Here is a 22,529-nt window from a genome sequence, read left to right as displayed (position 1 = left end):
CAGGACCAGACCATAAACACGCTGATATAGATTTCTTGAAGTTTGATCAACCTTATGTATTTTACATTCGCAGGTCGGACTGTCGGGCCCATAACTCGTCTTTTGCCTGGGTGAATGTGCCGACAAGCCCGGGGTATCCCTGTCAACAGGACACAACGGGTCTTCATGAAAGGATCGCCGTGTTCAGCAAATCGTCTGTCAAGCATGACGGCATGTCCGCCGTTGATCATAAAACCCTGTGCCTGGCCGCCCTGGGGGGGGCACTGGAGATTTATGACTTCATTATCTTCGTGTTTTTTGCCCTGACAATCAGCCAGCTGTTCTTTCCACCCGAAGGACCGGAATGGTTCCGCCTTTTACAGACAGTGTGTGTTTTTGCAGCGGGCTACTTGGCTCGACCGCTTGGTGGCATTCTGATGGCTCACTTTGCCGACAGACACGGGCGCAAAAAGGCATTCAGCCTCAGCATCCTGATGATGGCCCTGCCCTGCTTTGTTATCGGTGCGATGCCGACCTATGCTGAAATCGGGTATCTGGCTCCGGGTATTCTTCTGCTGTTGCGCATTATTCAAGGCGCAGCCGTCGGGGGAGAAGTACCCAGTGCCTGGGTTTTTGTGGCAGAACACGCGCCGGCTCACCGCCGTGGCTATTCCCTTGGTCTATTACAGGCGGGCCTGACCTTGGGCTATCTGCTTGCCGCAATCGTCGCGACCCTGCTGGCCAAAACCTTCACCCCGGAAGAGATGCTGGACTACGGCTGGCGCCTGCCTTTCCTGATTGGCGGCTTTTTTGGCATCACCGGGGTTTGGCTGCGTCAATGGCTGAACGAAACCCCACTGTTCATCCGCATGGCCGCCATGCGTGACCGTTCCGGAAAATTCCCCTTGGGCGATGTGGTACGTACACAGTCTGCATCATTGATTCCGGCTGTCATCCTGACATGTGTGCTTGCATCTGCCGTCATTGTTCTGGTGGTTGTAACACCAACCATGCTGCAAAAGCTGTTTGGCATGTCGGCCGAGTCCACCTTCTCTCTCAGCTGCGTTGCCATCATGTGCCTGAACATTGGCTGTGTTATCGCCGGCATGGTGGTGGACAGGATCGGAGCCTGGAAGGGCGTTATGCTGTACAGCCTGCTTCTACCGATTGGCGTTGCGGTTCTGTATGCCGGTATTCTGGGGGGAGGCGCCTGGCTCGTTGCGGCCTGCGTGGTGTCCGGCCTGTGCTGTGGCATTGTCGGTACGGTTCCATCGGTGATGGTTGGCCTCTTCCCCACAGAAATGCGGGTATCAGGCATTTCGTTGACTTACAATATTGCCTACTCCCTGTGGGCCAGCTTTACCCCACCCCTGCTGATTGCCCTGATGCCGGAAAACACTTGGATCTGCGTGTGGTTTGCCTTGGGCATGGGGGTTGTTGGCCTGATCACCGCATCCCTGTGCCGTCATCGTTCCGTCCGGATGGTATCCATTCAGGGAACAGCGGCATAAGTATCAGGACGCCACAAAAAACCCGGCCATATGGCCGGGTTTTCTTCAGACAAAGTACCTGTTCAGATATGCAGGGGACGTTTGTCCACAGCCAGCATGGCTTCCTTGATCGCTTCTCCAAGCTGGGGATGCGCATGGCTGGAACGGGCTATATCTTCGGCAGAAGCCCCGAACTCCATACCTACAACCACTTCCTGAATCAGATCACCGGCCATGGCTCCCACAATATGGCACCCCAGAACGCGGTCTGTCTTTGCGTCCGCCAGCACCTTGACCAACCCGTCGGTCGTATTGTTTGCACGCGCCCGCCCGTTGGCCGTAAAGGGGAACTTGCCAACCTTGTAGGCCACGCCGTCTGCTTTCAGCTGTTCCTCTGTTTTCCCGACCATAGCTATTTCAGGATCAGTGTAAACCACAGACGGAATAGCCCCATAGTTGACGTGCCCGGACTGGCCGGCCAGAAGTTCAGCTACGGCCACTCCTTCTTCCTCGGCCTTGTGGGCCAACATTTGCCCGCCGATCACATCACCAATGGCGAACACGCCTTGGGCCTTGGTCTGATAATCGTGATCAACGGCAATAAAACCACGGGAGTCCGGAACAACACCAATGCTCTCAAGACCAAGTCCCTCGGTATAGGGGCGACGGCCGATGGCAACCAGCACCACATCAGCATCCAAGGTCTCACCGGCACCACCCTTTGATGGCTCCAGCTTCAGGGATACACCCTTCTTGCCCGTAGAAGCGCCCGTGACCTTGTATCCCAGACGGAAGTCCATTCCCTGCTTTTCGAGAATTCTCTGGGCCTGCTTGCGGATCTCGCCATCCATTGGCGGCAGGATAAAGTCCAGATATTCGACGACTGTCACCTCCGCCCCCAGGCGACGCCAGACCGACCCCAGCTCCAGACCGATCACCCCGGCCCCGATCACCACCATCTTCCCCGGAACAGACGACAGCGACAGCCCACCGGTGGACGAAACAATACGCTTCTCGTCAATGGTAACACCCGGAAGCGGCATAACGTCCGACCCGGTGGCAATCACAATATTCTTTGCCTGCACCGTCTGGGCCTGGGCGCCACTGACCTGGACAGTGCCCGGCGCGGTAATCTTGCCGGCGCCCTTAATATAGGTAATCTTGTTTTTCTTGAACAGAAACTCGATACCGCCGGTATTGTCCGAAACCACCTTGTCCTTGTGCGCCATCATCTTGGGCAGATCCAGCCGGACACCAGAGACGGCAACACCAAGATCACCCATATGGTGGGCCGCATGCTCATACATGTGTGTGGCATGCAACAGGGCCTTGGATGGAATACAGCCGACATTGAGGCAGGTCCCGCCCAGTGCGCCGCGCTTCTCGACACATGCGACCTTCATGCCAAGCTGAGCCGCCCGGATGGCGCAAACATATCCGCCCGGCCCCCCGCCAATGACAACCAGATCGTAGACTTCCGACATGCGATATACCCTTCCGGAAAGGATGTGACAAACCCCGCGCCCCGGGGGCGGAAACAGATAACGGAGGGCTGGATTCCCCGCCCTCCGTCAACACACAACTAGATATCCATCAGGATCCGTCCCGGATCCTCAAGACATTCCTTCACCCGCACCAGGAACGTGACCGCTTCCTTGCCATCAATGATCCGGTGATCATAGGACAAGGCCAGATACATCATCGGGCGGGCCGCAATCGACCCATCAGGCATGACCATCGGACGCATCTGGGTCTTGTGCATTCCCAGAATGCCCGACTGCGGCGGATTGAGGATAGGCGTCGACATGAGGGATCCATAAACCCCACCATTGGAGACCGTAAACGTACCGCCCTGCATGTCTTCCATGGTCAGCTTGCCGTCACGGGCCTTCTTGCCAAAGTCACCAATTGTCTTCTCGATCTCGGAGAAACTGAGGCGGTCGCAATCCCGGACAACCGGCACAACCAACCCCTGAGGCCCACCAACCGCCACCGAAATGTCGTAGTAGTTCTTGTAGACAATGTCATCGCCGTCAATTTCGGCATTCACTGCCGGAATTTCCTGCAAAGCCTGGACACAAGCCTTCACAAAGAAGGACATGAAGCCAAGCCGCACACCGTGGCGTTTCTCGAAGGCGTCCTTGTAACGGTTGCGCAGCTCCATGACACGGGTCATGTCCACTTCGTTGAACGTGGTCAGCATGGCAGCCGTGTTCTGGGCATCCTTCAAACGTTTGGCAACGGAACGACGCAAGCGGGTCATCTTCACCCGTTCTTCACGCGGGCCACGGGCCATGGTTGCTGCTGCACCCGGCTGCATCGCCGCCGCAGCCTGGGCAGCCGGACCAGGAGCCGATTTGCCGGACGCAAGAAACGCCTGTACATCTTCCTTGGTCAGGCGGCCATCCTTGCCGGATGCCGGTATCCTGGACGGATCCAGGCTGTGCTCCTCCACCAGCTTGCGCACAGCCGGCGACAATGGATGATCAGCATTGGCACCGGAACGAGCCGCAGGAGCGGGCGCAGCAGGTGCCTGTGCTGCCTTGGGCGGGGCCGAAGCCGCAGGAGCCGGAGCAGCAGAAGACCCGGCAGAGCCGGCAGCCCCTTCGTTGATCCGCCCCAGAATGGCACCCACAGCCACCTCGGCACCAACATCGGCAACAATCTCTGCCAACGCACCGGAAACCGGGGCATTGACCTCGACCGTCACCTTGTCGGTTTCAAGCTCGACCAATGGCTCATCGGCCTTGACCGCGTCGCCCGGCTTCTTGAACCACTTGGCAACGGTTGCTTCGGAAACAGATTCACCCAGGGCGGGGACTTTGAGTTCGGTAGCCATGACGTCCTCGATTGTGTCGTCGTATTACGGCGGAGCAGCCCGGCAATCAAGCCGGCTTGCCCGGGGTGGGTGCCCGTCGGAAGGGCTGTGGCAAATCCTTGAAAGCCCAGGACAGTGCCTGTTCAACCAGCAGAGCCTGTTCGGCATTGTGCTTTTTGTAACTGCCTGTCGCGGGGGAAGCCGAAGCCGTACGACCGACATAATGAGCTTTGCCGGTCTTGTGGCCCATTTCTTCCAGAAGAACATCCAGACGCATCTTCACAAAGGTCCAGTATCCACCATTGGCCGGCTCTTCCTGACACCAGACAATCTCTGCACCCGGATAACGGGACAACTCGCGGACAATGGCAGCCTTTGGCCATGGATACAGCTGCTCGACCCTTATGATTGCAACATCGCCGATATCCTGATCCATACGGGCCTGCAACAAATCATAATAGACCTTGCCACTGCACAGAACGACCCGACGCACCTTCACATTTTTCTTCAGGTCGCCTGGCTTCTCGCCAATCACACGCCGGAATGCAGACCCCGGACCAAATTCTGACAACGTGCTGACTGCCAGCTTGTGCCGGAGCAGGGATTTCGGAGTCATGATAATCAGCGGCTTGCGGAAATTCCGGCGCAACTGACGTCGCAAGGCATGGTAATAATTGGCAGGCGTCGTCAGGTTGCAGACCTGCATGTTGTCCTCGGCGCACAGCTGGAGATAACGCTCCGGACGGGCGGAGGAATGCTCCGGCCCCTGCCCTTCGAAACCGTGCGGCAACAGGACAGTCAGGCCCGACAGGCGCAGCCACTTTGACTCCGAAGACGCGATGTATTGGTCAAAGATAATCTGGGCCCCGTTGGCAAAGTCCCCGAACTGGGCCTCCCAGAGGGTCAGCCCATTGGGTTCTGCCATGGAATACCCGTACTCGTAACCAAGCACCCCGTATTCCGACAGTGGACTGTCCAGAACCTCGTACTGGGCCTGGCCTGTACGGATGTGATTGAGGGAAACATAGGTTTTTTCGCTTGTCTGATCGACCAGAACCGAATGGCGCTGCGAGAATGTACCGCGCCCGCAGTCCTGACCGGACAAGCGAACCGGGTGACCTTCCAGAAGCAGGGTCCCGAAGGCAAGGGCTTCACCGGTTGCCCAGTCAATGTCCTTGCCTGTCTTGAACATGTCTTCCTTTGCCTTGAGCTGGCGCAGGATCTTCCGGTTGACGTCGAAATCCTTCGGTGGCGTGTAAAGGGCGCGACCAACATCTTTCAGGACATCAAGCGGAACCTGGGTATCATACTCCTGGCTTTCCTCTTCATCCGAAAGACGGGTCAGCCCCTTCCAGCGACTTTCAAGCCAGTCCGCCTTGTTGGGCTTGTAGGAGGCAGCCGCCTGGAACTCCTGCTCCAGATGCTGCTGGAAGGCATCATAGATACCGTCAGCCTCGTCCGATTTCAGAACACCGTCCGCAACCAGACGCCCGGCGTAACGCTTGCATGTCGTTTCATGCGCACCGATCCGGCGGTACATGTTTGGCTGCGTGAACGCCGGTTCATCGGATTCATTATGGCCGTGGCGACGGTAGCAGACAATATCCAGAACCACATCGGAACCGAAGGCCTGACGATACTCGACAGCAATGCGAGCCGCGTGGACAACAGCGTCCGGATCATCCCCGTTGACGTGCAGGATCGGGGCCTGCACCATTTTGGCAATTTCAGTGCAATACGTTCCTGAACGGCTGTACTGGGGCGCCGTTGTAAAGCCGATCTGGTTGTTGACCACAACATGAATGGTCCCGCCAGTACGATACCCTTTCAACTGGCTCATCACAAAACACTCGGCCACCACCCCTTGGCCAGAGAATGCGGCGTCGCCATGCAGAAGAAGCCCCAGAACACGGGTCCGGGCTGTATCACCCAGCTGGGTCTGACGGGCACGCACCTTGCCCAGAACGATGGGATCAACGGTTTCCAGATGCGATGGGTTGGCCTGCAGTGACAGGTGAACCATCTTGCCGCCAAACTCGCGGTCAACCGATGTTCCAAGGTGATACTTCACATCGCCGGATCCCTGAACTTCGTCAGGATTCGAGGAATTGCCCTGGAATTCAGAGAACATGGCCCGGAATGGCTTGCGCATGATGTTGGTCAGCACATTCAGCCGACCCCGGTGGGCCATGCCAATCACAACTTCCTCGATACCCAGCTGGCTACCCCGGTGCAGGATCTGTTCGATCGCCGGGATCGTTGCTTCCCCTCCCTCAAGGCCGAACCGCTTGGTCCCGGTGTACTTGACCTGAAGGAATTTCTCGAACCCCTCGGCTTCGCACAGACGCTCGTAAATGGCCCGACGCCCAAGGGCAGGACCATCACCCGGCGCACGGGGGGCTTCAATTTGCTCCTGTATCCAAGCCTTCTGGTCCGGATACTGGATGTGCATGAATTCCACACCGATGGTATCGCAATACGTTTTCCGGAGCAGAGTCAGGATCTGGCGCAGCGTAGCCTTTTCCAGCCCAAAAGCGTCATCAATGAAAATTTCGCGGTCCAGATCGGCTTCCGTGAAGCCATAGGTACGATAATCCAGCTCGGGATGTGGTGTCGGTTCGTTGATCCCCAAGGGATCAAGGGTCGCCATCAGATGGCCACGGACCCGATACGTCCGGATGATCATGAGTGCGCGTATGGAATCAAGGGCCCGCGCACGGACCTCGGCTTCTGATACACCACCCCCACTGCCGGGCTTTTTCTTGTTGCCCCCGGCCGGGGCATCAGCATCAGCGGCGCCAATAACCTTGGTCTTCGAACGTCCCCAGACCGGACCGGATACCTCCCGCGCCAAGGCTGCGGGTTCATCCATCAGTTCCTTGAACATGCCGATCCAGCTGGGATCGACCGACGACGGATCGTCGAGGTACCGCTGGTACAACTCGGCGATAAAGGCGGCATTGGCGCCGGTCAAGAACGAAGCTTCCACGCTTCCTGTCCTTTACGTCATACCCGTTGTTGAACAAACCGCGATCGGACCGGGATGTTCCGGCGCGGTGCGGGCCACATCACACAAACGCATCCCGACAAAACGGATGCGCAGGAAACCGGAAACCACAACGCGTGACAACCGGTTTCCCCACCATCACCTCAACCCTTCATCAACGACAGCATGGTGCTGCCAAGAGCGGAAGGGCTGTCCGCAACCACAATGCCGGCAGAGCGCATGGCTTCCATCTTGGCATCAGCCGTGCCCTTGCCGCCGGAGATAATGGCACCGGCATGGCCCATTCTCTTGCCCGGCGGTGCTGTCACCCCGGCAATGAAACCGACCATCGGCTTTTTCACCTTGCTCTTCTTGCTGAACTCGGCTGCTTCTTCTTCGGCAGATCCACCAATTTCACCAATCATGATGATGCCCTGGGTTTCCTTGTCGGCCAGGAACATTTCCAGGCAATCAATGAAGTTGGTTCCATTAACCGGGTCACCACCAATGCCAATGCAGGTAGATTGCCCCAATCCAGCAGCCGTCGTCTGGGCCACCGCTTCATACGTCAGCGTACCGGAGCGTGAGACCACGCCGATCTTGCCGCGCTGGTGAATATGGCCGGGCATAATGCCGATCTTGCACTCACCCGGGGTGATAACACCCGGGCAGTTGGGGCCAACCAGACGGCTGCGCGATCCGGACAAGGCCCGCTTGACGCGCACCATATCCAGAACCGGTATCCCTTCGGTGATGCAAACAATCAGCTCCATCTCGGCATCTATAGCCTCGAGAATAGCGTCAGCCGCACCCGGGGGAGGAACATAGATCACCGATGCATTGGCACCGGTTTTTGCCCGGGCATCAAGAACTGTGTCGAAGACCGGAAGATCCAGATGACGCGACCCACCCTTCCCCGGGCTGGTGCCACCCACCATCCGGGTACCATAGGCAATGGCCTGCTCGGAATGGAACGTACCTTGCTTGCCGGTAAAGCCCTGGCAGATAACTTTGGTATCCTTGCCAATAAGAACGGCCATTTTATTTTGCCTCCTTCACGGCTTTGACGACCTTCTCGGCCGCGTCCGCCAGGTTGTCGGCGGCAATAATGGGCAGACCGGACTCACGCATGATCTTCTTGCCAAGATCAACGTTCGTGCCTTCCAGACGGACCACCAGAGGAACATTCAACGATACCTCACGCGCAGCAGCCACCACGCCCTCGGCAATAACATCACACCGCATGATCCCGCCAAAGATATTGACCAGGATCCCTTTAACGTTGGGATCACGGAGAATGATCTTGAAAGCTGTGGTCACACGCTCCTTGGTCGCACCACCGCCAACATCCAGGAAATTGGCCGGTGAACCACCATAAAGCTTGATGATATCCATTGTCGCCATGGCAAGACCGGCACCGTTGACCATACAACCGATCGAGCCATCCAGCTTGATATAGTTCAGGGCGTGGAGAGCCGCCTCGATTTCCGAAGGGTCTTCCTCATCCTCGTCACGCAGGTCGGCAAGTTCCTTGTGACGGTACAGGGCGTTGTCATCAAAGGACATCTTGCAGTCCAGAGGGATGACCGTGCCATCACCGGTCACAACCAGCGGGTTGATCTCCAGCAGGGCAATGTCCAGGCCCAGGAAACACGTGTACAGGCTTGCCAGCAGCTTGCCGAAAACCTCGACCTGCCCTCCTTCCAGACCCAAGGCAAAGGCAAGCTTGCGGCAATGGAAGCCGGAAATCCCCGAGGCGGGATCAATATCCTGAACAATGATCTTTTCCGGGGTGCGGGCAGCTACTTCCTCAATGTCCATACCGCCTTCGGTGGATACCATGACCGCAACACGCGACGTAGCACGGTCAACGAGCATCGACAGGTATAGTTCACGGCGGATGTCACAACCGGATTCAATGTAAACCCGCTTGACTTCCTTGCCGTCCGCGCCGGTCTGATGGGTCACCAGTGTCTTGCCCAGCATCTGTCCGGCATTCACCTTGACGTCATCAACGGACTTGACGACACGAACGCCACCCTTGTCTCCGGCGGCAGATTCCTTGAACTTGCCTTTTCCACGCCCACCGGCATGAATCTGGGACTTTACGACAAAGACCGGTGACGACAGGCCAGAGGCCACCTTGGCAGCCTCATCAGCGGTATAGGCAACACCGCCCGCCAAAACAGGAACGCCAAACTTCTTCAGCAGTTCCTTGGCCTGATACTCGTGAATATTCATGTTTCAGCCTTCTCCTGGTTTGCCCCCCGGGGGGAGGACTGTTGTGACCTACCCCTTGGGCATCAATTCCCGGGACTTGGCAATCAGGCCACGGACGGAATCAACGGAATGATCGAACATTTCCTTTTCGTCCTTGTTGAGCTTGATCTCGACGATCTTCTCAACGCCCTTGTCGCCGATAATAACAGGCACACCAACATAAATGCCGTCCAGCCCGTACGGTCCGTCAACCCAGGCGGCGCAGGGCAACAGACGGCGCTGGTCTTTAAGATAGGACTCCGCCATCTGGACCGCAGAGGCAGCCGGCGCGTAGAATGCCGACCCCGTCTTCAGCAGGCCGACGATCTCGGCCCCTCCATCACGGGTCCGCTGAACAATCTGGTCCAGCTTTTTCTGGGAGATCCACTTCATCTTGACAAGATCCGGCAACGGAATGCCGGCAACCGTCGAATAACGAACCAGCGGCACCATGGTGTCACCATGACCACCCAGCACAAACGCGGTAATATCCTTGACCGAGACCTTGAATTCCTCGGCCAGGAAATACCGGAAGCGGGCGGAGTCAAGAACACCGGCCATACCAACGACCTTGTGATGGGGCAGGCCAGCCGCTTCGCGCAGCACCCACACCATGGCATCAAGCGGGTTGGTAATGCAGATCACAAAAGCCTTGGGGCAATACTGACGGATCCCCTTTCCGACAGAAACCATGACCTTGGCATTGGTTTCGATCAGGTCATCGCGCGACATACCGGGCTTGCGGGGAACGCCGGCAGTAACAATCACGACATCGGCACCGGCAATGGCAGAATAGTCCGTGGCCCCGGAATAGGCGGCATCAACACCTTCCACCGGCGTGGATTCGGCGATATCAAGCCCCTTCCCTTGCGGGATACCGTCTGTGATGTCGAACAGGACGACATCGCCCAGTTCTTTCAGACCGATCAGATGCGCCAGCGTGCCGCCGATGTTGCCAGCACCGACCAGAGCAATCTTCTTGCGTGCCATGGAAAATCCCCTCGTATGATTACGAACTGCGCGAATGCCAAAGGCCAAGTCCGCTCATCGCGTTTCCCGGACGGGTACCGCGCGGGAGTCGACAACCCCGACAGGCGGCCTTCGATAGCCTGATTTTGCACGGAAAGCAAGCCGCCAGGACACACACTTTCCGGTATCACACAACGACATACCCACCTGAAAACAAGTCGGCACGCCAACACCGCAGGCATAAAAACATACCGAAAGAAAAGCACCTGCAGACAAACAGTTTCTTTCTCCGGACACACAGGCAGAGGCATCCGCAGACTGTGCCGCAGACCATGTCTCTCAAGGCAAAAGCCCGAACCGTCCAAGGCCGGTCCCGGCAACACCTGTCTTGTGCCTGTGGGGACCATTGTCGCGATCGACCCCTCTTGACCATGCTGCATCGCATGCAGCCGTCCAAACAGCACCGTATCCCGTACCATACGCCATGCCAAAGGTTTTGACGGCTGTTTTTCGCTCTGGATGCATGATGGAAAACAAGACCCCGTGCCAAGGACACAAACACGCGAATCTGCCCACGACATCAGACACAACAAGGGGAAAAGTGATCATGCCACATGACGTGCGCCAATATAGCTCTCCGATTGCATTTCCATCAGCCTTGACACCGTTCTCTGGAATTCAAAAGCTCCATCCCCGTCGGGATACAAATGCTCCGGATCCGCCTCGGCCGACAGGACAAGCAAGGTTTTATGGTCATAGAGAGCATCAATCAGCATGACAAAGCGGCGAGCATGATCACGGTTATGAGGCCCCAGAACGGGCACACTGTCCAGAACAACAGCATCATACGCAGAAGCAAGATGCAGATAATCGGTCGCTGCCAAAGGACGCTCACACAAGTCACGGAATGAAAAACGGGCCACATCCCCGGCAGCAAGGGGCACAGGAAGGGCACGCCCGTTGATATCCAGCTGTACCGGCACGGCTGACAATCCCCCGGCCAGGCGGGTAAATGCATCGTCAAGCGCCCGATCCGCGTGCGATCCAAGCGGAGTATGGTAGATCTGCGCTCCCTTCATACGACCCAACCGGTAATCCGTTGGCGACGTCAATTCCAGCAAATCAAGCCGCGCTTTGATCATGCTGATGAAGGGCAAAAATTTCTCACGCTGCAGACCATCCTTGTAAAGTTCATCCGGAGCACGGTTCGAGGTCACAACGATCACCGCACCAGCACGAAACAATTCCTCGAAAATACGACCGATGATCATGGCATCGGCAATATCGCGAACCTCCAGCTCATCCAGACACAACAACCAGCTTTCCTGTGCCATGCGCCGTGCAAGGGGTGGCACAGGATCAGTCCCGTCACGGTCGGGGCTTTTGCGCCAAGCATGAACAGCCTTGTGGAAATCACGCAGGAATTCATGAAAGTGGACTCTCCGGCAAGCCTTGACCGGGGCTGTATGGACAAAGACATCCATCAGCATCGACTTTCCGCGTCCAACCGGGCCATACAGATACAAACCCTGGGGCGGATCCATGTCGGGAGACATCCGCGCAAAACCAAAGCGGGCACGCCACCCGCTGCGGCCTGAAGAGGGCTGATAGCCTTTCAGGGCGTGATGCAGCGAATTCAACTTTTCCGCTGCCAGCTCCTGCACAGGATCAGCGCGCAGACACCCCTGGGCAAGGCGGGCGCGATACAAGGACAGGGGATCGTCATTCATGGCGGTTCAGGGTCCACGTTAGATGTCAGCACAAGGCTGCAAAGCGTTAGACCAAAAACAGAAAAATACCAAGGGCAGGAAACCGTACCCTGCCCCGGGCGCGTCAGGACGCCATGTTCAGACGCGCCACCAGAACCTCCATCACCTGGGAGGCATCCTGATGCCAAACCTGACACGTTCCAGCATTAGCATGCCCACCACCGCCATACTTCAGCATCAGCTCACCGATGTTGGCTTTCGAGGATTTGTCGAAGATCGACTTGCCAACAGCAAAAACCGTCTTTTCGTTCTGGAAGCCGCGCATGATATGTATGGATACATTCGCATCCGGATACAGCGCATACACAAGGAAACGGTTGCCGACATAAATCGGGTCCTCTTCCCTGAGATCAATAATGGCCACCTTGCCCTTGACCGTTGTGCAACGACGCATCTGGACCGTGAACTTTTCCTGCTGCTCGAAGTAAAGGTCGATTCTTTCACGGACATCAGGCAGGGCAAGAACATCCTGAATGGTATGATCCAGGCAATAATCGATCAGGTTCATCATCAACTGGTAATTGGAAACCCGGAATTCCTTGAACCGCCCAAGCCCTGTCCGGGCATCCATAAGGAAGTTCATCAGGTTCCAGCCTTCCGGCTTCAGAACCTCTTCGCGAGTGAAATTGGCGGAGTCGCCCTTGTCAACGGCCAGCATCATATCTGCCGTTACTTTCTTAATGACCTTTTCGGCACCATAGTACTTGTAGACCACGCGCGCCGCCGAGGGCGCATCCGGGTCAATGATATGATTCTCGGGCTTGCCACCGATCCTTATGGTTTCTGACAGGTGGTGGTCAAAAGCCAGATGAACACCCGGGACATACGGCAGGTTGGTTGTGATGTCACGTTTTGACACCTCAACTTTTCCATCTTGCATGTCCTTGGGATGGACGAACTTGATATCATCAATCATATCAAGCTCTTTGAGGATCATGGCACAGACCAGACCATCAAAGTCACTGCGGGTCACAAGACGGAACTTGGTTTCCGACATCCGCACACTCCCCTGATCATCGCCGGACAGCCGGCCAACCCCGGCCACGATACAACAGGCAACACGATACCTTCCCACCCGCCATCAGGCAACACGTGCCTGCATAACCGTGTCCATATGCGCAAGCCGGAAAAATAACTGACACACCGACAAGCACCGGATCGTGCTGTTTTCAGAACATTTGCGAGAAAGAGAATTGCATAAATATAATCTTACGTTCACATTATGACGAATAATAAGAACTCTGCCGGAACACCAAGGAATGTCCGGAGAGCAAGGGAGACAAAACACCATGAATATCGTGGAACTGCGTGATTTCGATGACCACGAGCTCGTTGTGCTGGCTACAGACGTCGACTCCGGGCTGAAAGCTGTTATTGCCGTTCATTCAACAATTTCCGGCCCGGCGTGCGGCGGGACCCGCATGTGGCCCTATGCCTCACACCAGGAAGCCGTCATCGATGTCCTGCGACTCTCGCGCGGAATGACCTACAAAAACATCATGGCCGGGCTACCCCTTGGTGGCGGAAAGTCGGTCATCATCGGGGATCCGACGCGGCACAAGTCCGAAGCCCTGCTCCGGGCCTTTGGCCGCAAGGTTGAAGCCTTGGGTGGTCGCTATATAGCAGCCGAAGATGTTGGTACCTCACCGGCAGACATGGACATCATTGCCACTGAAACGCAGCACGTTGCCGGAACCGGGCGCAAGAACGGGCTGGGCGATCCGTCTCCCTTCACGGCATGGGGCGTTTTCCATGGCATTCGGGCAACCGCGACTGAACTGTTCGGAACCCCGGACCTTCAGGGCCGCACCATCGCCGTACAAGGCCTTGGACATGTCGGACACTATGTATGCAGCCATCTTGCAACAGCCGGGGCCAAGCTGATCGTATCAGACATTGATCCTGCCCGTATTGATTATATCGTTCGGGAATATGGTGCCGTTGCAGTTGACCCAGACCGTATCCATGCCGTGGAGTGCGATATTTTTGCTCCATGCGCCCTTGGTGCTTCGCTGAACCCGGTCACCATTCCGGATATCAAAGCCAAGGCTGTCGCCGGGGCTGCCAACAACCAGCTTGCAACACCGGATATGGCAATGGAGCTGCAAAAGCGCAGCATTCTTTACGCCCCGGATTATGTGATCAATGCTGGCGGGGTCATGGCCATTGCATCGGATATAGACGGGACCTTCACGACCGAAGGGCTGCGGAAGAAAGCGGCTGCCATTGCAGAAACGCTGAGTGGAATCTACCAGAGAGCCCGCTTGGGTGGTCAGACAACTGCAGACGTCGCTGATACCATAGCCCGCGAACGTTTATACGAAATAAAGGCTAATCGCCAACGGTCGGTCGCTGCCTGAGAAACCAGGAAAAAATAGACAGAAAAAACGGGTGCGGTGCTTCGTGCGGCAAACGCCGATGTACTGCGCCTGTTCCTCAGTGACCTCTCGATAAGTCACGAGCACTTCCACGCAGACGATTCTGCGCGGAAAAGAAAAACAACCCAAAGACGATCGCTGAAAACGATCTACGCTTGACCTTTGGGAATCTCCGTGCATAGTGCGTGTGATAATGATTATTACATGCAGAGGGTGCCATGTGTCCTGACATCTGCCCGGCACGGGAAACAGATCGCCGTTCCGCGCCATACGCGCACCGCTTTACAAATCTCCGATACAGAAACACCCCTGAATCACAGCCGGGCACCAAACCATAACGGCACAACGTTCAGTCAAGCTTATCGCCTGCATGCAAGAACGCTGCGCCTTCTCCTGCCCTGCCCTTTTTTCATGAATTCCCGCCCGGAAATCTGCCGGCCTGCCGGTCCCGCACAAAAAAACAATCAAACGAGGTGAGCAAGACATGCCCAAACATTTCGGGGCCCCGCTGTTCGGGGCCGGTATCCTCCTTCCCTTGATAGCCAGTGTGGCCCAGGCCCAGACACAGCCTGCGCCAACAACCACGCGGCTAGATGCCGTTACCATTTCGGCCACACGGACAGAACAAACCGCCATCGACACCCCGGAAGCTGTCAGCGTTGTCCGGCGTGAAGACATCGAGAAACGCCACCCCGGGTCCGTAGTTGAACTGCTGCGTGACATTCCCGGCGCCAGCTTCTCCGGTGGGCCGCGCGGCACTGCTGTACGCCCGACCATTCGCGGTCTGGGCGGGGAACGCGTCGTGGTGCGGCTGGACAATGCGCGCCAGAACTTCAACGCCGAACACAAGGGACGTATTTTCGTCGAACCCGAATTCCTGCGCCAGGTAGACGTGCTGCGCGGGCCGGGATCAACCCTGTTCGGATCCGGTGCCCTGGGCGGGGTCATGAACATGACCACCGTTGACGCCACCGACTTCCTGAAACCGGGACAGATGATGGGGGGGCGGGTTTCGGCGGGCTATGCCAGCGCCAGCGACAAAAAGCGCGGCAGCCTGATGGCCTATGCCCGCCCGATGGAAACACTGGATTTCCTGGTTGGCGGCAGTGCCCATACCCAGGCCGACCTGCGCCACGGCAACGACACCCACCTGCCCTATTCGGCAGAGCGGAATCGTTCCGCCCTGTTCAAGGTTGGCATCAATCCCGATACCTTCCACCGCATCACCTTGTCGGCCCTGCGCTATGACGGCGACGAGAAGGCGGGTGCAAGCGCTGAAGACTTGGTAGGTTCGCGAAATCTCGCCGTTGACCGTGAAACCAAGCAGGACACCTACACCCTGTCGTGGAACTACAAGAACCCGGCAGACAAACTATTTGACGTTCAGGCTACCGTGTACCGGAACCAGGCCGATATCAACGAGAAAACCCGGGCAAGCGTGCGCCACGATACCCGCAAGCAAACCGTCAACGGTGTGGACGTGGCCAATACCAGCCGCTTTTCGTTCGGCGATTCTGCCCATAACCGCCTGACCTATGGCGTCGAGTATATGGAGGAGAAACAGGAAGGCCGGCGTGATGGCATCCCCACCGCGGGCTTCTACCCCGATGCCACCATGAAAACGACGGGTGTGTTTATACAGGATGAAATCACCCTGTTCACCGACTGGACCCTGACCGCCGGTGTCCGCCACGACCGCTTTGACCTGTCGCCCACCGACCGGGCCGGGCGCGACGGCAGCGCCACCTCGCCCAAGGCGGCGCTGTCGTGGCGGGTAACCCCGTGGTTCATGCCCTATGTGTCCTATGCCGAAGCCTTCCGGGCCCCGAGCCTGAAAGGCTTGTACAATCAAGGCGTACATTTCCCGATGGGGCCGTTTGCAAATAACACCTTCGTTCCCAACCCGAACCTGCGCCCGGAAAAAGCCCGCAACGCCGAACTTGGTGCCAGCTTCCGGTTCCAGAACCTGGCTCTGGAACGGGACAGCCTGCGCCTGAAGGTGTCGGGGTTTGAAAACCGGATCAAGGACTACATAGAACAAACAGTGGGGGCAACCACAACCACCACCAGCAACGTTCCCAACGCGCGGATCCGTGGGGTGGAGCTGGAAGCCGCCTATGACGCCGGGATCGTGTTTGCCAGCCTGGGGGCTTCAAAACTGCGCGGAGACAACCGCAGCAGCCATACCCCGCTGGAAAGCATCCCCGCCGCCAAGGCTGTGACCACCATCGGCACCCGCATTCCCGGCACGGATCTAGAAGCCGGCTGGCGCACCCACATGGTGGCGGCCCAGAACCGCGCCAAAGCCGACAAGAAAAGCGGTGGTTACGCGATCCACGATGTCTTTGTCAGCTGGGCACCGGAACAGTTCAACGATGCCCTGCGCGTAAACCTGACAGCCGACAACCTGTTTGACCGGTATTACAAACCCCACGAGTCAGCAATCTACGCCGCCGGTCGTGATATCCGCCTGAGTGCTGTGATCCAGTTCTAGGCAACCGTTTCAACCGGCTTTGTGCATCTGCCGGCGGAACAGCGGTCGCACCCCGCCCCGCCGGCCTTTTTCCCGAAGGAGACACCTGTCATGACTTCTCAATCACCCGCCACCACCGACCTGCAACACGCCTGGGCATCTCTTGCATCGGGAACAGCCCGCCGCTATGCCCGCGATCTGGCTGCCGACCTTGGCTCAACCGAAGCCCAGCTGGTCGCGGCCGGCTGCGGGCACGATGTTGTGCGCCTGGACGCCGACTGGGCTGAACTGATACAGGCGCTTCCCGCCCTGGGTCCGGTCAAGGTCATCACCCGTAACAATGCCGTTGTTCACGAGAAAACCGGCGCCTTTGGCAACATCAACATCAGCGGCGGCAGCGGCGTTGTGTACAACGGCGGCATTGACCTGCGCCTGTTCCTGGGGCGCTGGCACCACGGGTTCTCTGTCAAGACCGAGAATCAGCGCGGAATTCGGCGTTCACTACAATTCTTTGATCTTGACGGAACGGCGGTACACAAGGTCTTCCTGACCGCTGATGGTAACGTTGATGCTTGGGCCCGCCTGACAGAGCAATATCGTTCTGATAACCAGTCAACCGAGCTGAATGTTGTTCCAGCCCGCACCCCTGTCGAGCGCCCCGACGACCAGATTGACGTGGAAGGGTTGCGGGCGCACTGGTCTGCCCTGCGCGATGTCCATCACTTCCACGACATGCTGAGGGAATTCGGGGTTGACCGCCTGCAGGCCATGCGTCTGGTCGGCCCGGATCTTGCCCTCCAAACCAGTACCGATGCCCTGCGTCGCACCCTGGACATGGCTGTCAACCAGAAAGCCCCGCTGATGGTCTTTGTCGGCAGTGCCGGCTGCATCCAGATCCACACCGGGACCATACAGCGGGTTATGGAAAAGGATGGATGGCTGAACATCATGGATCCGGATTTCAATCTTCACGTCCGCAGCGAAGAGATTGCCGGCACCTGGGTGGTTCGCAAGCCCAGCATAAACGGCATTATCACGACCCTGGAACTGTATGACACACAGGGGCGGAACGTCGCCATCCTGTGCGGGAAAAGGCACGGGCAGGAGCCCGAGCGCGAAGACTGGCGGGCAATTGTCAAATCCCTGCCCGGTCATGATCGCCACGCCGCTGTCGCATGAAACCACAGCGTTGTTTTGTCAGGGTCGCCATACTTGCGGCCCTGACACTGGCAATCCTGCCTGTATGTCCAGTTTACAGCGGTCAGACACCACAGCGGATTGTTTCCGTCAGCGCCCCGATCACAGAGATTGTGTTTGCCCTGGGTGCCGGGGATCGTGTTGTCGCCGTGGATACTACCAGCCAGTATCCCGAAGCCGCAGCACAGCGCCCCAAGGTTGGCTATATGCGGACCTTGGCCGCAGAAGGCATCCTGTCGCTGGAGCCTGACCTGCTTCTGGTGCCGGCAGATGCCGGACCACCCCATGTCCTGTCGCAGATACGGCAGGCCGGTGTGCGAGTGGAGACCCTGCCTGCCGCAATGACCCTGGACACACTACGCAGCAACATTCACCACATCGGGAACTGGGTTCACAGACCACAGGAAGCCGATGATCTGGCCAAGGATCTGATGGCAACCCTGAGCGCCATACAACGCCCTGCAGAATCCAGTGCACCCGGTGTCCTGTGCTTGTTGTCAGCCGGGGCCGGCCCGCCGATTGCTGCCGGCCGCAAGACGGTGGTGGACTACTTGATCCGGCAGGCCGGGGGGCGCAATGTCTCCAGTCAGACGGAAGGCTTCAAACCGCTGTCCGGTGAAGGTGCCATGATGATGGCCCCGGATATCCTTCTGGTCGGTGATCACACCCTTGGCCCTGACAAGAACACCGATGCGCTTATCCGGATGCCCCAGATTGCGCCAACACCTGCGGCACAGAATAAACGGGTTGTGGTCATCGACAGCACGCTGCTGATGGGGCTGGGGCCACGCACACCGCAGGCTATCATGGATCTCGCCCGATCCTTTGGCACAGCAGGGGATGGACCATGGCCTGCCCACTGAACCAAGGAAACACGTCCATGACAAGAGAAGGCAGGCACATTGTTGTGCCCGGGCTGGTCATCCTTCTGGTTATCACGGTTGTGACAGCAGCCTGTACCGGCAGTGTTTCCATTCCCGCAGTCCATGTTTTGCAATACATGGCATCCCATACCGGACTGACTGATGCAGGAATCCCCTGGCAGCATGAGGCTGTTCTGGGCAGCATCCGCCTGCCCCGGATCTTTCTCGGCACGCTGGTTGGCGCAACCTTGGCTGTCTCCGGGGCCAGCTTGCAGGCCATTTTCCGCAATCCGCTGGCTGATCCCGGACTTGTTGGCATTTCCAGTGGCTGCGCGCTGGCAGCGGCCGGGGCCGTTGTCTTTGGAACAACACTGGCCGGGGAGCCATGGTTTCTGCCAATAGCCGCCTTTGTCGGTGGCATGGCAGCCGTTTCTGTCGTTCACCTTCTGGCTGCCATCAACGGGCGGGTCAACCCGGCCACCATGCTTCTGGCCGGTATTGCGGTCAATGCGCTATGCGCAACCGGTATTGGCCTGCTTGTCTATCTGGGCGATGATCTTCAGATGCGCCAGTTCCTGTTCTGGACCATGGGAAGCCTGAGCAACAGTGACTGGAGCCAGATTGTACCCGCATCACTGATCATGTTTTTAACCGTGTTTCTTCTCGTCCGGCAATCGAACCAGCTGAACATCCTCGTCCTGGGGGAGAGGGAAGCAGGGCACTTGGGCATGGATGTTCCACGCTTCATACGGTGGAGTACCGTTCTGGTCAGCCTGGGCGTGGGCGCAGCCGTTTCGGTCTCCGGCATTATCGGCTTTGTTGGCTTGATTGTGCCTCATCTGGTTCGCTTGGCGATCGGAGCCGATCACCGTCTCCTCCTTCCCGGAGCAGCACTGGCCGGGGCAATCCTGATGACACTGTCCGACACAGCCGCACGAACCCTTGCTGAGCCGGCAGAAATGCCTATCGGTCTTTTATGCAGCCTGATTGGTGCGCCGTGCCTGGTCTGGTTACTGTTTGGTCACACCCGGAGAAGCACAGCATCATGAGCCTGGATTTATCCCGCATTCATGTTCAGCTCGGTAACCACGTTATCCTGTCTGACATCAGCCTGTCTGTACATCCGGGGACCATGACCATTATTCTCGGTCCCAATGGATCGGGAAAATCGACCTTGCTGTCTGTCATGGCTGGCGAACGCAAGCCCGATTCCGGTCAGATACAATTGGACAACACCCCTCTGGAGGCATGGCCGCTCAAGGCATTGGCACGACGTCGGGCTGTTCTGCCGCAAAACCCATCTCTTCAGTTCGGGTTCTCAGTCACCGAGGTTGTGCAACTCGGGCTAAGCCCGCATCAGGCAAGCACATCCCGTCATGATGCCTGCCTTGTAGATCAGGCTCTTCAGAAAGCCGGCATTCATCACCTGGGGGCACGTAATTACCTGAACCTGTCGGGTGGAGAACAACAGCGTACGCACTTTGCCAGAGTTCTGGCACAACTGGCCGATGGCAAAAACGAAAAACCGGGATACCTGCTTCTGGATGAGCCAACGTCGAGCCTGGACCCAGCCCACCAGCACCAAATCCTGGCGCAGGCCAAGGCGCTCGCTCGCCAGGGAAACGGGGTTGTTGCTGTCTTGCATGATCTTAATCTAGCTGCTGCGTGGGCAGACCACATCATCCTTCTGGCTGACGGGAAGATTACAGCCACGGGTCACCCGGATGATGTTCTCGTGCCGGATATCATAGAGCAGGTCTTTACTATCCGAACACGCATCCTCGACGATAATGGGGCACGGATTATCATTCCGTACCTGCCTTCATGTGCTGAAAACGACAGCAAGAAGAGTGACTGTCTATAAGGCTTAGGGGGGGTGTGATCCAGTACATAAAAGAGTATACGACACGCACGAACAAAAGGATCTGTAGATCAAGACCAGAGTTCCATGCGTTGGTCGCGGCGGCTCTCAATGGAATGAGAGGCTCATTCAATCACGTTGGCTTTATAGAGAGAAAATCGCATCACCCGATCTCATTTCTCAATTTTTTTTCTGCAGCTCTGACTCTTCTGAACTTCTGCTCATCACAAAAAATCCAGTCAGAACTCGTATCCTTGCAGACATTAGCCCCGAAATTCATGATCTCGTCTTTCTTGGGAATATTTTGTCTCTACTTCTTTGAAACATGGGCTTCTAAAGAAGCTCATATCCCACTTGTCTCATTCCTGACCTATGCTGCAGGTGGTATCCTGTCATCTGTTTTTCTAAAAGAGAAAATCGGCCTGATGAAAATGCTGGCCTTTGCCGCCATTCTACCAAGCGTCTATTTTATTATTGCCCATGAAGTCGGCATATCGGGAAGCATGACTGGCATTATACTGGCCCTTCTTGGTGGGCTGGGATGCGCGCTATTTATCTTTGCCTCAAAGTTGCTAAAAATCGGATCTGGACTTGCCCATCTCGTATGGCTGTTCGGATTTGGAAGCCTGTATCTGACAATACCTTATGCCATGAAGGGATTTTCAATACCAAGCCCACCTGTTGCCATTGCCATCCTCGGGCTTGTCATATTCCCGACGATTGGAGACTTCTACTTCACCACAAAAGCGATACAACACGGCAATGCAAGCAGCGTCCAGATTATTGAAAGCAGTGCCCCCCTGTTTGCGACCCTTTTTGCCATTGTGTTCTTTGGGGAGAGTCTTGGTGTGGCCGACTGGCTTGGGGCGCTCATGTACAATGACAAGTCTTCTTCTCACCCTGAAACGAGAACAAGAGACTTTGCCGGAACGCACATTCTATCCATGATACCAAAGCTGGATAAATTCAGGTTCAATCTTGGTTCTGGGCTAAAAAAGTAAGATGGCTGTATAGATCCAAAATCAGATCAATGCTGCCCCCCAACCGCACCAAGAAAAATCATGCTATAATTTTGTGAAATAAACGTAAAGGTACCGTAGATGAAAAGGTTAACTGAAGAATAGCTCATCTGTCTTTTGCGTACGAAAAAATATCCAGACGATCCATCAATCAGGACAGCCATTGAATGGCAATCTCAATGTAACTTTTTCGTCTCCATAAAAAGCGCATATTTTTTGGATGAGTCTATATTTTTGGTTGCGGGGGCAGGATTTGAACCTGCGACCTTCAGGTTATGAGCCTGACGAGCTACCGGGCTGCTCCACCCCGCGTTTGTTTTTTATTTTGTATAGAAGCAAGTTTTTTTTGAATTGAGAGATGAGAAGACCTGGCGGCGCCCTACTCTCCCGTGCCTTGAGGCAAAGTACCATTGGCGCAGCTGTTTTTCACGGCCGAGTTCGGGAAGGGATCGGGTGTTTTTCCAGCGC

At 56.7% G+C, this 22,529-nt stretch carries 16 protein-coding genes, 1 tRNA gene and 1 rRNA gene; 8 read left to right on the top strand and 10 right to left on the bottom strand.

Annotated elements, in window-relative coordinates; all coding sequences use genetic code 11:
• Positions 1-179 precede the first annotated feature (179 nt).
• Positions 180-1,490 (top strand): MFS transporter, encoded by a 1,311-nt coding sequence (locus tag HEQ72_RS08470; RefSeq protein WP_209315669.1) that lies wholly within the window; start codon positions 180-182, stop codon positions 1,488-1,490.
• Positions 1,491-1,552: 62 nt separating this feature from the next.
• Here HEQ72_RS08470 and lpdA read toward each other — a convergent pair whose 3' ends face one another.
• From lpdA to HEQ72_RS08430, 8 genes are all read right to left on the bottom strand, one after another.
• Complete coding sequence (gene lpdA, locus HEQ72_RS08465) at positions 1,553-2,953, bottom strand: dihydrolipoyl dehydrogenase (RefSeq protein ID WP_168023119.1); 1,401 nt, start codon at positions 2,951-2,953, stop codon at positions 1,553-1,555.
• 98 nt (positions 2,954-3,051) lie between these two features.
• Positions 3,052-4,308 (bottom strand): 2-oxoglutarate dehydrogenase complex dihydrolipoyllysine-residue succinyltransferase, encoded by a 1,257-nt coding sequence (gene odhB / locus HEQ72_RS08460; RefSeq protein WP_168023118.1) that lies wholly within the window; start codon positions 4,306-4,308, stop codon positions 3,052-3,054.
• Positions 4,309-4,354: 46 nt separating this feature from the next.
• The gene (locus tag HEQ72_RS08455; protein ID WP_168023117.1) at positions 4,355-7,276 is read right to left on the bottom strand and encodes a 2-oxoglutarate dehydrogenase E1 component; all 2,922 of its coding nucleotides are present in this window, start codon (positions 7,274-7,276) and stop codon (positions 4,355-4,357) included.
• Positions 7,277-7,437: 161 nt separating this feature from the next.
• Complete coding sequence (sucD, locus tag HEQ72_RS08450) at positions 7,438-8,313, bottom strand: succinate--CoA ligase subunit alpha (protein WP_168023116.1); 876 nt, start codon at positions 8,311-8,313, stop codon at positions 7,438-7,440.
• 1 nt (position 8,314) lies between these two features.
• A complete protein-coding gene (sucC, locus tag HEQ72_RS08445; protein WP_168023115.1) occupies positions 8,315-9,514 on the bottom strand; it encodes an ADP-forming succinate--CoA ligase subunit beta in 1,200 nt (399 codons plus the stop codon).
• Between the two features lie 48 nt (positions 9,515-9,562).
• Positions 9,563-10,522: a malate dehydrogenase gene (gene mdh / locus HEQ72_RS08440; protein WP_168020486.1), complete on the bottom strand. Its 960-nt coding sequence runs from the start codon at positions 10,520-10,522 to the stop codon at positions 9,563-9,565.
• A gap of 584 nt (positions 10,523-11,106) precedes the next feature.
• Positions 11,107-12,231 carry a cell division protein ZapE gene (zapE, locus tag HEQ72_RS08435; protein WP_168023114.1) on the bottom strand — a complete coding sequence of 375 codons (1,125 nt, stop codon included), beginning with the start codon at positions 12,229-12,231 and terminating at the stop codon, positions 11,107-11,109.
• Between the two features lie 103 nt (positions 12,232-12,334).
• Positions 12,335-13,267, bottom strand: a complete 933-nt coding sequence (locus tag HEQ72_RS08430; protein WP_167812182.1) for an exopolyphosphatase — start codon at positions 13,265-13,267, stop codon at positions 12,335-12,337.
• A gap of 292 nt (positions 13,268-13,559) precedes the next feature.
• On the opposite strand from HEQ72_RS08430, the gene HEQ72_RS08425 reads away from it, so the two are divergent.
• The 7 genes from HEQ72_RS08425 (at position 13,560) to HEQ72_RS08395 (ending at position 22,043) form a co-directional block, all read left to right on the top strand.
• Positions 13,560-14,630 carry a Glu/Leu/Phe/Val dehydrogenase gene (locus HEQ72_RS08425; RefSeq protein ID WP_168023113.1) on the top strand — a complete coding sequence of 357 codons (1,071 nt, stop codon included), beginning with the start codon at positions 13,560-13,562 and terminating at the stop codon, positions 14,628-14,630.
• 502 nt (positions 14,631-15,132) lie between these two features.
• Complete coding sequence (locus tag HEQ72_RS08420) at positions 15,133-17,142, top strand: TonB-dependent hemoglobin/transferrin/lactoferrin family receptor (protein WP_168023112.1); 2,010 nt, start codon at positions 15,133-15,135, stop codon at positions 17,140-17,142.
• Positions 17,143-17,232: 90 nt separating this feature from the next.
• Positions 17,233-18,300, top strand: coding sequence for a hemin-degrading factor (locus tag HEQ72_RS08415; RefSeq protein ID WP_168020496.1), 1,068 nt, complete (start codon positions 17,233-17,235; stop codon positions 18,298-18,300).
• Entirely contained in the window at positions 18,297-19,181 is an 885-nt protein-coding gene (locus HEQ72_RS08410) for a heme/hemin ABC transporter substrate-binding protein (RefSeq protein WP_168020498.1), read from the top strand. Before HEQ72_RS08415 ends, HEQ72_RS08410 begins: the two co-directional genes overlap by 4 nt.
• 17 nt (positions 19,182-19,198) lie before the next feature.
• Complete coding sequence (locus HEQ72_RS08405; RefSeq protein ID WP_209315670.1) at positions 19,199-20,230, top strand: FecCD family ABC transporter permease; 1,032 nt, start codon at positions 19,199-19,201, stop codon at positions 20,228-20,230.
• Positions 20,227-21,045 (top strand): heme ABC transporter ATP-binding protein, encoded by an 819-nt coding sequence (locus HEQ72_RS08400; protein WP_168023111.1) that lies wholly within the window; start codon positions 20,227-20,229, stop codon positions 21,043-21,045. The genes HEQ72_RS08405 and HEQ72_RS08400 overlap by 4 nt, the downstream gene beginning before the upstream one ends.
• Positions 21,046-21,134: 89 nt before the next feature.
• A complete protein-coding gene (locus HEQ72_RS08395) occupies positions 21,135-22,043 on the top strand; it encodes a DMT family transporter (protein ID WP_168023110.1) in 909 nt (302 codons plus the stop codon).
• Positions 22,044-22,296: 253 nt separating this feature from the next.
• Here the strand turns inward: HEQ72_RS08395 and HEQ72_RS08390 are convergent.
• Positions 22,297-22,373, bottom strand: a tRNA-Met gene (locus HEQ72_RS08390).
• A gap of 54 nt (positions 22,374-22,427) precedes the next feature.
• Positions 22,428-22,529 (bottom strand): 5S ribosomal RNA (gene rrf / locus HEQ72_RS08385); the annotation flags it as partial.

The organism is Haematospirillum sp. 15-248 (assembly GCF_012102665.1).
Taxonomy (GTDB): Bacteria; Pseudomonadota; Alphaproteobacteria; order Rhodospirillales; family Rhodospirillaceae; genus Haematospirillum.
This window is presented reverse-complemented; position numbering and strand designations above follow the sequence as displayed.

Bases quoted from the DNA above. Each gene is read 5' to 3' on its own strand.
- HEQ72_RS08405 (WP_209315670.1), top strand. From the start codon at position 19,199: ATGACAAGAGAAGGCAGGCACATTGTTGTGCCCGGGCTGGTCATCCTT.
- HEQ72_RS08415 (WP_168020496.1), top strand. From the start codon at position 17,233: ATGACTTCTCAATCACCCGCCACCACCGACCTGCAACACGCCTGGGCA.
- sucC (WP_168023115.1), bottom strand. From the start codon at position 9,514: ATGAATATTCACGAGTATCAGGCCAAGGAACTGCTGAAGAAGTTTGGC.
- HEQ72_RS08420 (WP_168023112.1), top strand. From the start codon at position 15,133: ATGCCCAAACATTTCGGGGCCCCGCTGTTCGGGGCCGGTATCCTCCTT.
- HEQ72_RS08410 (WP_168020498.1), top strand. From the start codon at position 18,297: ATGAAACCACAGCGTTGTTTTGTCAGGGTCGCCATACTTGCGGCCCTG.
- zapE (WP_168023114.1), bottom strand. From the start codon at position 12,231: ATGAATGACGATCCCCTGTCCTTGTATCGCGCCCGCCTTGCCCAGGGG.
- odhB (WP_168023118.1), bottom strand. From the start codon at position 4,308: ATGGCTACCGAACTCAAAGTCCCCGCCCTGGGTGAATCTGTTTCCGAA.
- HEQ72_RS08430 (WP_167812182.1), bottom strand. From the start codon at position 13,267: ATGTCGGAAACCAAGTTCCGTCTTGTGACCCGCAGTGACTTTGATGGT.
- HEQ72_RS08425 (WP_168023113.1), top strand. From the start codon at position 13,560: ATGAATATCGTGGAACTGCGTGATTTCGATGACCACGAGCTCGTTGTG.
- lpdA (WP_168023119.1), bottom strand. From the start codon at position 2,953: ATGTCGGAAGTCTACGATCTGGTTGTCATTGGCGGGGGGCCGGGCGGA.
- HEQ72_RS08400 (WP_168023111.1), top strand. From the start codon at position 20,227: ATGAGCCTGGATTTATCCCGCATTCATGTTCAGCTCGGTAACCACGTT.
- mdh (WP_168020486.1), bottom strand. From the start codon at position 10,522: ATGGCACGCAAGAAGATTGCTCTGGTCGGTGCTGGCAACATCGGCGGC.
- sucD (WP_168023116.1), bottom strand. From the start codon at position 8,313: ATGGCCGTTCTTATTGGCAAGGATACCAAAGTTATCTGCCAGGGCTTT.